General features: G+C 59.0%; 3 protein-coding genes. All 3 read left to right on the top strand.

Annotated features, from left to right (window positions below; translation table 11 throughout):
• The first annotated feature begins 477 nt into the window (after positions 1–477).
• The 3 genes from AFK65_RS20100 to AFK65_RS20090 all read left to right on the top strand — a co-directional run bounded on the left by AFK65_RS20100 (position 478) and on the right by AFK65_RS20090 (position 15,933).
• On the top strand, positions 478–1,491 hold the full coding sequence (locus AFK65_RS20100; RefSeq protein ID WP_007706040.1) for a RepB family plasmid replication initiator protein: 1,014 nt from the start codon (positions 478–480) through the stop codon (positions 1,489–1,491).
• Between the two features lie 614 nt (positions 1,492–2,105).
• On the top strand, positions 2,106–3,770 hold the full coding sequence (locus AFK65_RS20095) for a ShlB/FhaC/HecB family hemolysin secretion/activation protein (protein WP_007706046.1): 1,665 nt from the start codon (positions 2,106–2,108) through the stop codon (positions 3,768–3,770).
• 13 nt (positions 3,771–3,783) lie between these two features.
• On the top strand, positions 3,784–15,933 hold the full coding sequence (locus tag AFK65_RS20090) for a hemagglutinin repeat-containing protein (protein WP_081639399.1): 12,150 nt from the start codon (positions 3,784–3,786) through the stop codon (positions 15,931–15,933).

Below are 15,933 nucleotides of genomic sequence, written 5' to 3'. Positions count from 1 at the left end.
AAGCGAGCCGGATATCCACTGTGGTGAGACACATAACGGCTGAAGAGAGTGGTGTGCAACCACTGTAGCGAGTAAAACGTCTGCCTTTTCCATCCCGGCCCTCTCTCTATAACGTGCTGTATCAGAAACTATTTTTAGTATTCCCTGTGAAGTTACTCCTGCTCATCAACACGTTTATTCACACCGGGTGCGCGCCTTTTTTGCCTGCCTGCAGGTCACTGTAACAGACTGACGCATGCCCGTGTGCGTTCCGGCTATCCACTATGGCAAGCTACGGACCGGATCCTGTATCAGGATCCGGTAAAACAACCACTACAGAGAGCAAATAACCACTGTAGCGAGTAAACATCCACTGTGGAGAGTAATCGGCGCGTATAAGCATGTGACATATCCACTATGGTGAGTGATACTCTCACTGGCGAAGATAATAACCACTATGGTGAGTAAGCACCGGCATTCAGGACAGGAGACCCGCACGTGGCCGATGAAGAGAGCATCAATATCAACGACGCCTTCAGTGAGCTGGACCGTAAAACCGGCGAAGTGGTCACGCTGGTTCCCAACCGTAACAACACGGTGCAACCGGTCGCGCTGATGCGACTGGGCCTGTTTGTTCCGACGCTGAAATCCACCGCCCGTGGCCGCAAAGGCCAGATGTCCTCGATGGACGTGACGGAAGAGCTTAAGCAGCTTTCGCTGGTCAAATCGGAAGGCTACGAAAATATCAAGATCACCGGCGCCCGTCTGGACATGGATAACGACTTCAAAACCTGGGTCGGGATCATCCATGCCTTCGCCAAATATAATGTGCTTGGCGACAGCGTCACGCTGCCTTTTGTGGAGTTCGTGAAGCTGTGCGGTATTCCGTCGGCCCGTTCGTCAGCAAAACTGCGTAAGCGTCTTGATGCCTCGCTGACCCGTATCGCCACCAACACAATCTCCTTCAGTAATAAAGAAGGGGAGTATTACGTCACGCATCTGGTGCAGTCCGCCAAGTACAGCGCTAAAAAGGATGAGGTGACGCTACAGGCCGATCCAAAAATCTTCGAACTGTATCAGTTCGACAAAAAAGTTCTGCTGCAGCTGCGCGCCATTAATGAATTGTCGCGCAAAGAGTCCGCCCAGGCGCTGTATACGTTTATTGAAAGCCTGCCGCCCAACCCGGCGCCGGTCTCGCTGGCACGCCTGCGCGCGCGTCTGAATCTCACCTCACGCACCATCACGCAAAACTCCACCGTGCGTAAGGCAATGGAACAGCTCAAGGAGATCGGTTATCTCGATTACACCGAAATCAAGCGCGGACGGGTGGTGTACTTTCATATCCACTACAGAAGGCCAAAGCTGCGTCCACAGAGCCTGCCAGGGGCGCTGCCTGCCGGTGATGAACTGCCGGTGGAAAACAGCCCCGTAGCGGAAGAGCAGGGCGAAATGGTGATGCTGACCAAAGAAGAGCTGGCGCTTCTGGAAAAAATCCGCAAGGGACAGATCTGAATATCCACTGTAGGGAGTACGGCGTGTTGGCGCTCTGTGCCCGTGCTCACTACAGTGGATTTTACTCTCTGCAGTGGATGTTTCTCACCGTAGTGGATGTTTTACTGCTCAGCGCTCTCTACAGTGGTTATTGTTCCTTTTCCCGCCCGACCCTTTAATGCAGTGAAAAATCTGGCGATTTCAGCATGAAATCGCATTGCGCAACGCTGTAAAAACAGCGTGTTACCTTAAAATCAGCGCGGCGAGCCGGAGCGGTTTCATTTACCGCTGATCTGTACAGGGATCGCTGAAGTTAGCTTCTCAGTAACTCCTCTGTCGCCGCCTTTACCATAAAAAGCCAGATCCCACTTCCGATGTGCATAACGCATTAAATGTCCATTTCGACATTAATCCTGTTTATAACCGCAACTCTTGCTGTTTTATTCTGTACGTTATTACCGGTTTTACTCTGGGCCTGCGCTTATTTTTCCTTTATTCAAATTAACGAACGGCCCGTGAAAAATATATCTTTGTGAAGAAATGTAATTAACTATTACTATAGGAAAAAACTTAAAACCATTCGCGGAATAACACCGTGTTATGGCGCTAACTGATTAATTTTACAGGTCAACCGGATGACTGCTCGCATTTATTATGGATTATTACTGGCGCTGCTATTTCCTTCTGCCTTTGCGGCACCCCTTTCTCCTGCCGATCGCGATGCCATCCGTCAGCAACAGGAACAACTTTTATTACAGGGCCAGCAGCAGCGTGACGAGTTACAGCGCAGCACGTCGCTGCCCCGCGCTGGAGCGCCTGTAATACCTGCGCCGTCATCCGGCCCGTGTTTTACCATTCGCACCATTCAGTATTCCGGCGCCACGCTGTTAAGCGCGCGTGAGCAGGCGAAATTATCGCGCCCCTGGCTCAATCAGTGCCTTGATATGCCGCGCATCACGCAACTGGTTAATAGCGTATCGGACTGGTATCTCAGCCGCGGTTATATCACCAGCCGCGCGTTTCTCACCGAGCAGGATCTCTCGCAGGGTGAACTGCGTATTGTCGTGCTGGAAGGAAAGCTGCGTCAGATCCGCCTCGAAAATAAAACGCCGCTGATGCTGAAAATGGCGTTTCCGGGGCTTGAAGGGAAGATCCTGAACCTGCGCGATATTGAGCAGGGGATGGAGCAGATCAACCGCCTGCGCGCCACGCCTGTACAAATCGATATTCTGCCGGACAGCACGCCCGGCTGGTCGGTGGTTAATCTCACCGCCACGCCAGAGTTTCCGTTACGCGCCACGGTCAGTTTCGATAACAGCGGCCAGAAGAGTACCGGGACCGGCCAGCTCAATGGCTCGCTCACCGGTAACAACCTGCTCGGGCTCGCCGATCAGTGGTTTGTCAGCGGCGGGCGCAGCAGCGATTTCGCCACCGCATATAACGCGCGTAGCCTGCAGGCGGGCGTCAGTATCCCGTGGGGCTACAGCCTGCTGGATTACAGCTACAGCTGGAGCGACTACCGCTCGACGCTGGATAACCAGGGCTTTATGTGGATCTCCACCGGCGACAGTGAAACGCACCGCCTTAATCTTTCCCGCGTGGTGTTCCGCAACGGCGATATCAAAACCGCCCTTACTGCGGGGGTGACGCGGCGCGAAAGCCACAACTGGCTGAATGACGCCCTGCTTGCCAGCAGCAGCCGCAAGCTCTCCAGCCTGACGCTCGGCGTTAATCACACCCAGAAAATGGGCGGCGGCGTGGCGACCTTCAACCCGGCGTTCAGCCGCGGCATGCCCTGGTTCGACAGCGAAACCGATGAAGGCAAAACCGGCGACGAGCCAAAAGCGCAGTTTCGTAAATGGAGCCTCAGCGCCAGCTGGCAGCGGCCGCTTTCACAGGATCTGTGGTGGCTTTCCAGCGCTTATGGCCAGTGGTCGCCGGATCGTCTCTATGGCGCCGAACGCCTGACGCTCGGTGGCGAAAGCTCGGTTCGCGGCTTTAAAGAGCAGTATCTGTCCGGCGATAACGGCGGCTACTGGCGTAATGAACTCAACTACACGCTCGTCACGTTGCCGGTGCTCGGCCAGATCAGCGCCACGGCGGCGCTGGATGGCGGCTGGCTCGCCAGAGATAAACTCGACCGCTACGCCTCCGGCACGCTCTGGGGCGCCGCCGTCGGGCTGGGCAGCGCAGGGCGCTGGTTCGCCAGTCAGCTTACCGTCGGTACGCCGCTACAGTACCCGGACTGGCTGGGGCCGGACCATTTCACCGTTAACTATCGCATCGCAATCACGCTTTAAGAGGCTCCAGGTCATGGATACCCGTCAACCGCCCGTGCGTTTTTCCGCTCGTCTGCTGAGCTACCTGATTATCTCTCTGCTGGTCTGGCAGCCCGTAGCGCCAGCTTTTGCGGCGGCCATGACGCCCACAGGCCCTACGGCGATGGATAAAGCAGGTAACGGCGTACCGGTGGTGAACATCGCCAGGCCCAACGCGGCGGGGATCTCCCATAACCAGTTCAAAGACTATAACGTCGGCCAGGAGGGGGTCATTCTCAATAACGCCACCGGGCAGCTGAACAAGACCCAGCTCGGCGGGCTTATCCAGAACAACCCGAATCTGAAAGCGGGGCAGGAAGCGCGCGGCATTATTAACGAAGTGACGGGCGGCAGCCGTTCACAGCTCAACGGCTATACCGAGGTGGCGGGGAAAGCCGCGAACGTCATGGTGGCGAACCCGTATGGCATCACCTGTAACGGCTGCGGCTTTATCAACACGCCGAACGTCACGCTGACTACCGGCAAGCCGGTACTCGACGCGGCGGGCAATCTTTCCGCGCTGGAGGTCACCCGCGGCACCATCACCGTGGAAGGTAAAGGGCTTGACGCCAGACAGAGCGACGCGCTGTCGATTATCTCCCGCGCCACCGAAGTGAACGCGGCGATCCACGCCCGCGATCTGAACGTAACGGCGGGCGCGAACCGCGTTCACGCAGACGGCAGCCGCACCGCGCTGGCCGGTGAAGGCAGCGTCCCTGTGGTGGCGGTCGATACCGGCGCGCTGGGCGGCATGTACGCCAACCGCATTCGTCTGGTGTCCGGCGATAAGGGGGTGGGCGTTAACCTTGGCAACCTCAATGCGCGCCAGGGCGATATCACGCTTGATGCCAGCGGCAAACTGACGGTCAAAAACAGCCTGGCGAGCGGCAACCTGACGGCGAAAGGCGACAACGTCACGCTCACCGGCGAGCATAAAACCGGCGGTACGCTTGCGGTCAGCAGCCGCGGTAATGTGGCGCTGGATCACGCAGCGCTCGCAAGCGACGGCGCCATGACGCTTTCCGCCGACGGTACGCTCTCCGCCAGCGCCAGTACGCTCACCAGCGGCCAGAGCCAGGCGCTGAACGGCAAAACCGTCACGCTGGATAACACGAGCCGTCTTGATGCCAAACGCGACGTCACGCTCACCGGCGGCGCGCTCACGAGCCAGGCGCAAATCAGCGCGGGCGGCAACGCGCAGATAGCGGGCGACAGCCTCACCAACAGCGGGCAGATTGCCGCCACGGGCCGTCTTGATACCCGAACCACCCGCCTGACTAACCGCGGCACGTTGCAGGGTAACGGCGTGACGGTTGACAGTGATGCCGTGACCAACAGCGGAACGCTGCAGAGCGCGTCGGCACTGATGCTGAAAGGCAAAACGCTCGATCAGCAGGGCACCGTCAGCGCGCGCGGCGATGCCGCCCTTAACCTCACTGACAGCCTGCGCAACGGGACCAACGGGAAAATCCTCACGGACGGCACACTGGCGGCCACCACCGGCGAGCTTGAGCAGAACGGCACGCTTTCCGGCAGAAAACGCCTCGATATACAGGCTCAGCAGGTCACTTCCGGTAAGGGAGCGCTCACTACAAGCCAGGGCGATATTCGTATTGATGCGGCCGGTAAAGCCGATCTTAACGGCCAGACGATCGCGGCGGGTAACCTGACGCTGACCGGTGACGCCGTCACCACACAGCAGGACGCGCAGCTGCAAAGCGGGGGCAATCTCGCCATTACCGCCCATGACGCGACGCTTGACGGCACGCAGGCGGCAAAGGGCGCGCTGAACGTCACGGCGCAGCGCCTGCGCCACGGTGGCAAATCTGACTCGGCCGCGACCACTTTTCTGGGCGATGAGTCTCTTAACAACAGCGGCACGCTGACCGGCGACACGCTGACGCTGCGCGGCAAACAGATCGCTAACCGCGGCCTGTTAAAGGGCAACCGTGCGCTTGAGCTCTCAGCCGATCGCCTCGATAACCTCGCGGGCGGCACACTGTACAGCCCGGCCAGCCTGAACCTTGCCATCCCGACGCTCATTAACCAGGGGCAAATCACTACCGATGGCGATCTGACACTGCACGGCGCGCAGCTGACGAACGGCGGACTGTTACAGGCTCACCGTTCGCTGGATATGGCTTACGAGAGTTTCGATAACCTTTCCGGCGGTACGTTGTACAGCGCCCGCGATCTGCATCTTGCTGTTCCGGCGCTCAGTAATCAGGGCCTGATCTCAACCGACGGCAACCTGTCATTGCGCGGACAGTCGCTGGTCAACAGCGGCGAGATCAACGGGGTGAATCTCAGTGGCGATATGGCGTCGCTGAATAATACCGGCCGCCTGCTGGCGGATAATGCGCTGACGCTGAATACCGGCACGCTCAGCTCCGACGGCTCGCTGGCGGCAGAGCGGGTGACGATCGCCGCAGATCAACTGCAAAACCAGGGGCTGGTGCAGGGCAACCGCGCGCTGAACGTGACGGCAGGTGACACTGACAACCAGGGCGCGCTGCGTACCGGCGGTACGCTGGCGCTGGACGGGGGCACGCTGACCAACGGCGGCGAGCTCAGCGCTACGGCGCTGCTGCTGACGCTGGCGAAACACGCCGATAACCGCGGCAAACTGGTCGCGACCGACGCGCTGCGCCTCACCGCGCCGGCGTTCACCAACACCGGCACGCTGGCGTCCGCCACGCTCGATCTCAGCAGCGACGACGTCACCAACAGCGGCACGTTGCAGGCGACCGGCGATGTACACGCGCATGCTAAACAGTTCGATAACCAGCAGGGCGGGGTGGTGCTCGCGGGCGGCGCGCTTGCGCTGAACCAGAACACGCTCAGCAACGCCGGGTTGTTACAGGGCGATACGCTTGCGGTCGCCGCGCAGGCGTGGCGCAACGAGGGCAACGCGCTCGGACAAAACGGCGTCACCGCACAGATTGACAACACCCTGATCAACCAGGGCAACGTGTTAAGCCAGCAGGCGCTTGATATCCGTGCCGGTAATACCGATAACCGCGGTGCGCTGATGGCGAAAGTGCTGGCGCTGCATGGCGACCTGCAAAACAGCGGGCTGCTGCAGGGCAGTGACGCCCTGAACTGGGATGGCGCCACGCTCACCAACGCCGCAGGCGGTAAACTCACCGGCGGCAACACGCTTGCGCTCAACGGCACGACGCTCGACAACCAGGGCCAGATGCAGGGCCGCGCAGTCAGCTTAACCGGGGATACCCTGCGTAACGTCGGTACGCTGCAGGCGACCGACCGCCTGAACGCGACGCTCAGCCAGACGCTTGAGAATAACGGCGCGCTGCTGAGCCAGAACCAGGCGGAAGTAAGCGCGGCGCAGCTGACGAATGACGGCACGCTGGCGGCACGCGCGCTGACCGTTCAGGCGCCGGACATTACCAACCGCGGGACGCTTGCGGGCAACGACAGCCTGAGCCTCACCACGCGCAACCTTTATAACGGCGCGCACGGCCAGCTTGCCACCGGCGGCGGCCTGACGCTGGATCTCGATCGTCTGGAGAACCAGGGGCAGCTGTCGGTTAATGACGGGCTGACGCTTCGGGGCAACACACTCATCAACGGCGGCGATCTCAACGCCGCGGCGCTTGATGCCACGCTCAGCGGCGCGCTGGATAACGCCGGGCGGCTGGTGGCCGACGGCCGCGCGCAGCTTAGCGCGGGTACAGTGACCAACAGCGGTACGCTCGCTGCGGATGACGTCATGCTGAATGCCGGAACCCTTCGCAACGGCGGGCTTATTCAGGGCGCGCACAGTGCCGGTGCCGCGGCGCAGACGCTCACGAACGACGCCAGCGGCACCTGGCTTTCTGGCGGCGCGCTGACACTCAACGGCAACCAGCTGACCAACGCCGGACAAATGCAGGGCGACACGCTGGCGCTGACGGCTGGCAGCCTCGATAACCGCGGCGTGATGAACGGCATTCAGGGGCTCACGGGCACCGTTCAGGGCGCGCTTACCAATGACGGGCAGATGGTGAGCCGTGGCGACGCGGCGCTTAACGCCGACAGCCTCACCGGCAGCGGGCGCATCGTGGCGGATACCCTGACGCTTCAGGCTAATCGGCTTACCAACAACGGCCTGTGGCAGGGCACGAAGGGGCTGACCGCGACCGGCGACACGCTCACCACGGGCGCGAACGCCCGCACGCTCAGCGGCGGCGATCTTTCGCTTAACGCCGGAACGCTTAACACCGGCGGGACGCTGCAGGGCCAGCAGGTCAATGCAGACGCCGATAACTGGACGCACGGCGGCACGTTAATCAGCCTCGGCAACCTGGGCGCGCAGACGCGCGGCACCCTGACCAACAACGGCTCGCTGTTAAGCCAGGGCCCGGCGACTGTTACGGCAAATGAACTCGCCAACAACGGCTCACTGCTGAGCCAGGGCGCGCTGACGCTCGACGGCCAGCGGCTGACCAACCGCGGCGCGCTGCAGGGCGATACCCTGACGGCGTACCAGAACCAGATCAACAACCAGGGCACCGTGACCGGCGTGCAGGGGCTGACGCTTACCGCCCGGCCACAGCCGCGGATGGCCCGTATGCTGCTGGCCGCGCCGCCGCGTGAGCTGATCAATGGCACGAACGGCGCGCTGCTTACCGGCGGTACGCTGCGTATCGATTCCGGCGCGGTGACCAATGCCGGGCGCTGGCAGGGACAAAACATTCTGCTGAACGCGCAGCGGCTCGACCACAGCGGCGCTATCCAGAGCGCGGACGGCCTGAACATCACGCTTTCCGGCAACCTCAACAGCCAGGCAGGCAGCAAAATCACGGCGCTCGGCGCGGCAACGCTGAACGCGCTCGCCATGACCAACCAGGGCGAATGGGCGGCGAAAAACCTGACGCTCGCCGGCAACAGCCTGCGTAACGAAGGCGCTATCACGGGCGTCAACGGCCTGACGGCGACGGTTAATAACGATCTCACCCAGACCAGTAGCGGCAAACTGTTAACCGGCGGCGCTCTGACGATGGGCGCAGGCGCGGTAAATAACCAGGGCGCGGTGCAGGGCGGCACGCTGGATGTCACCACCGGCGGGCTCACCAACAGTGGTCGGTTGCAGGGCGACAACGGCGTGACGCTCACCGCGCGCGGCTCGCTCACCAACAACGCCGGCGGGCAGGTCATCAGCCGCCAGGGCCTCGGCGTCACCACGCCGGTGCTTGTGAACAATGGGCTGATGCAGGGCGGCGGCGCCACGCGGGTGGAGGCCACCACGTCTGCGCGCAACGACGGTAAGCTGCTTTCCGGCGGCCAGCTGACGCTCACCACGCCGCAGTTCACCGGCGCGGGCTGGCTGCAGGCGACGAACCTTATTCTGAACGCCGCGAATGCGACCAACAACGGCACCTGGCTTGCGGATCAGGGTACGCTGACCGGCACCACCTTCACCAACCAGGGCACCACGCAGGGCGGGGCGCTGACGGTCAATTACGGCACGCTTAACAACAACGGCACGATGCTTGGCAATAACCAGCTGACGGTGAATGCCAGTCAGGTCAATCAGCAGGCGGCGGGCAAACTCTTCTCCGGCGGCGATCTGTGGATTGGCAGCGCGGGCCTGGACGCGGCGGGCCAGCTGGTGGCGCTCGGTAACCTGACCCTTAAGCTCACCAACGCGTTTACCAATAAAAACGCGCTGGCGGCGGGGAAAACGCTCACCGTCACCAGCAATTACGCTATCGACAACCGTGGCGTGTTGCAGGGCCAGGCGGTGAATGTCAGCGCGGGCGGCGCGCTCACCAACAACGGACAGATCACGACCGGCAGCGGCGCGAGCACGCTTGGCGGCAGCAGCGTGGCGCTGAACGACGCAGGCACGTTACAGGGCGGCGGCGATGTCGCTATTGCGAGCCGCGGCAACATCACCGTGGACGGCTTTACCGGTACCCGCGGCAGCCTGACGCTCACCGCGCCGGGCAGCATCATCAATACCGCGCTGCTCTATGCGGCCAGTAACCTGGCGCTCTACGCCAACAGCATCACCAACCAGCGCGGCGATATTCTCGCGGGCAACAGCCTGTGGATGCAGAAAGACGCGGCGGGTAATGCAAATGCGGAAGTGGTAAATACCTCCGGTAATATCGAGACGCAGAACGGCGATATTACGATTAAGACCGGGCATTTGCTGAATCAAAGGGATGGGTTGAGTGTAAAAGAGTCAGTAATTAATGGCTCAAGTATAAATGGGCTTGGAAAGGGCACATTAACCGTGGATTATACGGAATTACCATCAGGGACATATGGTTATACTGTATATACAACTTATGAAGAAAGCTCAAGTTGTGGAGGAAAAGATGGAGGTTGCAGTGTATGGAATGAGTCTCATTATTCATATGTGCCTTTTGCTGAGTATACAACACAAAAATTCCTTATAAACCAAAAAAAGGTTGATGTTGTTAGTACTGGTAGTGCTTCTGTAATATCTTCCGGTGGAAATTTAATTATTTCAGCAGGATCCTTTGAAAATCAGGCAAGTAATTTACTGGCTTCAAAAGATATCAGATTACAGGGCAACCATTTAAATAATCATAGCGTGCAAGCGGGTACAACATCAGAATACTTTGTTTATCAATACGAGAGTGATGGCAATAATTCATTACAGGTAAGCCCAATTCCTGTTGGTGGGCTTTCCAATAAAAATACTAAATTCACAGAACACAATCGAGACGTTAAATTTAAGCTTACTGGCAAGACAACAGAAACTGAAAACGGCGAACTCTACCGCGCCGTTATACAAGCCGGTGGTAACGTCACCGCGAATTTTGCCGATAATATCAGTAATACCAGTACCACCGCGAATGCAGGAAAAGTCAGTAACACCATAAACACGCCGTCCCTGAATACTCTGAGCCATCAAAGTATCGGCGGTAGCGTGCAAAAACAGGGCCTCGCGGGTGGCGCGGCGGTCGCGGTCAATTCGCCGGAGTGGAAAGATCAGCTTCAGGGCGCGCTGCAACAGATCAACGGCGGCGGCGCGCTGGAGAACAGCGGAGGCGGCAGCGCGCTCGCTAACTTCTCTGCCACCAAAGCGGGTAAAGCGAATCTTGGCAATGCTTCTGGCCTCGCCAGCGCAGGCGTAACGGCGGCGAGCGCGGCGACCATCACCGGCGGCGCGCTGGCGAACACGCAAAGCAAACCTGTCGATACCAGCGCGTATCCGCTGCCTTCCGGCAACAACAGCTTTTTCGTGGTCTCCGATAATCCGAAAAGCCCGTACCTGATCAACGTTAACCCGAAACTGGATGGCCTGGGCGAGCTCGATCCGGCGCTGTTCGGCGATCTCAACAAACTGCTGGGCGTTCAGCCTGGCGCCGCGCCGCGTGAAACGCACACGAGCTTTACGGATGAAAAACAGTTCCTCGGCTCGTCATACATGCTCGGGCGGCTCAACCTCAACCCGGAGTATGACTATCGCTTCCTCGGCGATGCTGCTTTCGACACCCGTTACGTCAGCAATACGCTGCTGAACCAGACCGGCAACCGCTATCTCAACGGCGTCGGCTCCGATCTCCAGCAGATGCAGTACCTGATGGACAGCGCCGCCGCGCAGCAAAAATCGCTCGGCCTGCAGTTTGGCGTGGCGCTGACGCGCGATCAAATCGCCTCGCTCGATAAAAGCATTCTCTGGTGGGAGTCCGCCACGGTGAATGGCGAGACGGTGATGATCCCCAAACTCTACCTCTCGCCGAAAGACGTTACGGTTAACAACGGCAGCGTCATCGCCGGGAATAACGTCAGCCTGAAAGGCGGTGACATCACCAACAGCGGCAGCACGCTGCTGGCCAGACAGGATCTCAAACTCGACAGCCAGAACAGCATCAGCAACCTTAACGACGGCCTGATGAAAGCGGGCGGCGGCCTGAGCCTGAGCGCCATTGGCGATATCAATAACATCAGCTCAGCCATCAGCGGGAAAACCGTGGCGCTGGAGAGCACGGGCGGCAGCATTAACAACATCACGCTTGCCGAACAGACCAGCATCGACGCGCGCAACAAGCACAGCAGCGTCATGCTGAAAGACACCACGCTCGGCAGCACGGCCACTATCAGCGCGCAGGACAGTCTGGCCTTACAGGCCGGTAAAAACATCACGCTCACCGGCGCGAACCTGACCTCCGGCGGCGATCTGCTGATAAACGCCTGGGGCGACATCGCGTTAAATGCCAACCAGGTAAACGACGCTTACGGGCAGTCGGGCTTCCGGAATAACACCAATACCAGCCGCTCTTCGGTGACCTACCAGGGCAGCAGCATCAGCGCAGGCGGCAATCTCGGTATTAAAGCCGGTGACAACCTGAGCGTGGCGGCAGGCGATATCAAGGCGGGCGGCAACGCGGCGCTCGCGGCAGGCGGCGATCTCACCCTCGATGCGCTGCAAACCAGTAAAAACAGCCGCAACGGCAAGCGCGAAACGCACAGCACCGGGCTTGATCGCACGACCGTTTCCGCGGGCGACAACCTGACGCTGAGCGCGGGCCGGGACATCAATGCGCACGCAGCGGCGCTGGCGGCCGAGAAAAATATCGGCGTTCAGGCCGGACGCGATGTCAACCTGGACGCGGAGGCCACAACCTCGGGCGACAGCTACCGCTCGAAGAAGAAAACCACCATCAACGAGTCCGTGCGTCAGCAGGGCACGGAGCTGGCGAGCGGCGGAAACACGGTCATTGTCGCCGGGCGCGATATGAACGCCGACGCGGCGCAGGCCACGGCGAAGGGCGATATCGGCGTGATGGCGGGGCGCGATATTAACCTCGCGACCGCCACCGAGAGCGATTACCACTACAAAGAGGAAACCAAAACCAAGAAAGGCTTCCTCAAGAAAACCACCACGCACACGGTGTCTGAACAGAGCGCCACGCGCGAAGCGGGCACGCTCCTGAGCGGCGATAACGTCACGCTGAAGGCGGGCGAAGACTTGCTCGTCAAAGGCTCGGCGGTGGCGGGTGATGGTAACGTCGCGCTGAGCGCTGGTAAAAACGTGGAGATCGCGGCGGCGACCAACACCGATTCGAACTGGCAGCTTAAGGAGAAGAAAAAGAGCGGCCTGATGGGATCCGGCGGGATCGGCTTTACCATCGGCAGCAGTAAAACGCGCCATGAGCTGAAAGAAAAAGGCACCACCCAGAGCCAGAGCGTCAGCACCGTCGGCTCGACCGGCGGCAACGTCAGCATCACCGCAGGCGAACAGGCGCGCGTCAGCGGCGCCGATCTGGTGGCCGAGAAAAACCTCACGCTCACCGGCGACAGCGTGGTTATCGAGCCGGGGCACGATAAACGTACCTCTGATCAGAAATTTGAACAGAAGAGCAGCGGGTTAACCGTGGCGCTTACGGGGGCTGTGGTCGATGCCGTCAATAATGCAGTGACGGCGGCAAAGGACGCTACAAAGCAAAGCGATTCTCGTCTTGCCGCGCTTCAGGCCACCAAATCGGTGCTTTCCGGTTATCAGGCAGTACAGGGCAAAGAGATGGCGGACACCACCGGTGAGCCTAATGCCGGTATCCGCGTCAGCGTTTCTCTGACCACGCAAAAATCAAAATCTGAACAGCATCAGGTATCTGACCAGGTCACCGGTTCGACGCTGAATGCCGGAAACAACTTGTCGATTAACGCCACCGGTAAAAATCACGGCGCTAACAGCGGTGATATTGTGGTTGCGGGCAGCAGCATGAAAGCGGGCGGCGATGCCAGCCTGAATGCGGCGCGGGATATTCTCCTGACCGCTGCTGCGAATACGCAGAAAACCACCGGCAGTAACAGCAGCAGTGGCGGCGGCGTGGGCGTCAGCGTTGGGGTTGGTCAGGGAAGCGCGGGCCTGAGCGTCTTTGCAAATGTGAATGCGGCGAAGGGCAAGGAAAAGGGTGACGGCACCGACTGGACCGAAACCACGCTGGACAGCGGTGGCAAAGTGTCGCTGCACAGTGGACAGGATGCATCGCTGACGGGCGTGCAGGTTAACGGTAATCAGGTGAAGGCGGATATCGGGCGCAACCTGACAATTACCAGTCTGCAGGACAGCAATCACTACGACTCCAAACAGAGCAGCGTGAGCGCTGGCGGCAGTTTCACCTTCGGCACCATGACAGGCTCTGGCTATGTTAATTTTAGCCAGGACAAAATGCACAGCACCTTCAACAGCGTGGCTGAGCAGAGCGGGATTTTCGCCGGTAAAGGTGGCTTTGATGTCACAGTCGGAAGCCATACCCAGCTCAATGGTGGGGCGATTGGCAGCACGGCCACGGCGGATAAAAACAGCCTTGATACCGGTACGCTGGGCTACAGTAACCTTACCAACAAAGCGGATTATAAGGTGTCGCACTCAGGCGGTGGCTTCAGCTCTTCCGCGAGCTTTGGGGCGCAGGCTGCTCTCAGTGCGGCCAGTACGCTCATGTCGGGTATGAGCGGTTCGGGGCATGCACAGGGCACCACCCAGGCGGCGGTTTCAGAAGGCACTATCACCGTTCGCGATAAGGCGAACTCGCAGGATGCCAGCGGACTGCAAAGGGATGTAACGCAGGCTAACGACGCCATCAGCCCGATCTTTAACAAAGAGAAAGAACAGAATCGCCTGCAGGCCGTGCAGATGGTCAGCGATATCGGCAATCAGGTGGCCGATATTGTGCGCACACAAAGCGATCTCGATGGCCTGAAAGCAGCGATAGCCAAAACGGGCACGTCACTGCAGGGGCTGCCGGAGAAAGAGCGCCTGGCAAAACTGGCGGCCTTGCGCGATACGGACGTATACAAAAAAGTGACCGAAAACACCGGCACCGGAAGCGATGTGCAGCGTGCGATCACCGCCGCGACCGCCGCTGTCAGCGGGCTGGCAGGCGGAAACCTGAATGCCGCGTTAGCGGGGGGAGCGGCGCCGTATATCGCTAATGAGATCGGTAAAAACATCACCGACCAGAATACGACGGCGGGCATTATGGCCCACGCGGTGGTTAACGCCGTGCTGGCGAAAGTGCAGGGACAAAACGCGCTCATCGGTGCTTCCGGCGCGGTCGTCGGTGAAGCGATGGGGATACTCATTGCGAAGGAGGTGTACAAAAAAGCCCCCTCGCAGCTGAATGATACTGAGAAACAGACGGTTGCGGCGCTCTCTACGCTGGCATCCGGCCTGGCAGGCGCACTGGCGGGCAACAGTACGGAAGCGACAGCGACCGCCGCGAAGGCCGGACAGACGACGGTTGAGAATAATGCGCTGAAAAGAAAAGACGCAACGGAATTCTTTAAGCAGCTCCATGAATGCAACGATGACAATTGTCGTAAAAAGTTAATCAAAAAGTATGCGGAAATCTCCAAAGAGCAGGAAGCCAGCGTGGCGAACTGCAAGGGTGCAGAGTGCCGGGAAAAAATTAAGGAGATGCAGGATATTACATCAGACTATGCGGAACGTTCCGAAGAGCTGATGAATGCCTGGCATGAAGGCCGACACCTGACAGATGCCGAGTTCCAGGAATTAATGTACCTGCGCAGTACCGGGGCGAATCTGCAAAGGATTACTCTGATGGCGGTGCGTAACGGCGGTTCGGCGCGAGACTTGTTGGATGCAATGGCTGACGCCGCGGGGTCGGACCTTGTTGGCGGTAGCAAACGCGGCGCGCCCAAAGCCACATCTGGAAAAGAAAATCAAACAAGCAGTAAAAACACGCACCAGGAAGAAAGTCCGCAGCGCGAATCAAATTCAGGTGAAGGGAAACCCGGTAAAAGTGACAACAGTGATACGCAAAAAACCGTCAGTATGGTTGAGAAGCAGGCAGGAAATAATAATATCAATCCCGCAACCGATAGGATTTCCACTGAACACACGGTGGTGTCGTCAGGTAAGGCACCCAAAACGTCGACCCCTAACTCTGTCTATGAAGTATCCAGAGCTGATGGTACAAAAAGTATCACCTATTATGATGACAGAGGTAATATGTTCTCTCGTGAAGATTATGGGCAACAGAGGACCCATGGAACTTTGGGGTATGATTCCAACGGGAAAGTACCTCCTCATGAGCATAAAGTGGAGTATAATTCCAATGGTCAACCTATAGGTAAGTATTATCGAGAGCTTGATCTAAACGGTAAAGCTATTGGTAAGTGGATCTCCGAAAAATAG

The sequence above is a fragment of the Cronobacter universalis NCTC 9529 genome (genome assembly GCF_001277175.1).
Classification (GTDB): domain Bacteria; phylum Pseudomonadota; class Gammaproteobacteria; order Enterobacterales; family Enterobacteriaceae; genus Cronobacter; species Cronobacter universalis.
The sequence above is the reverse complement of the archived record's forward strand: the minus strand, read 5'-3'. Positions and strand labels throughout refer to the sequence as shown.

Bases quoted from the DNA above. Each gene is read 5' to 3' on its own strand.
- AFK65_RS20095 (WP_007706046.1), top strand. From the start codon at position 2,106: ATGACTGCTCGCATTTATTATGGATTATTACTGGCGCTGCTATTTCCT.
- AFK65_RS20090 (WP_081639399.1), top strand. From the start codon at position 3,784: ATGGATACCCGTCAACCGCCCGTGCGTTTTTCCGCTCGTCTGCTGAGC.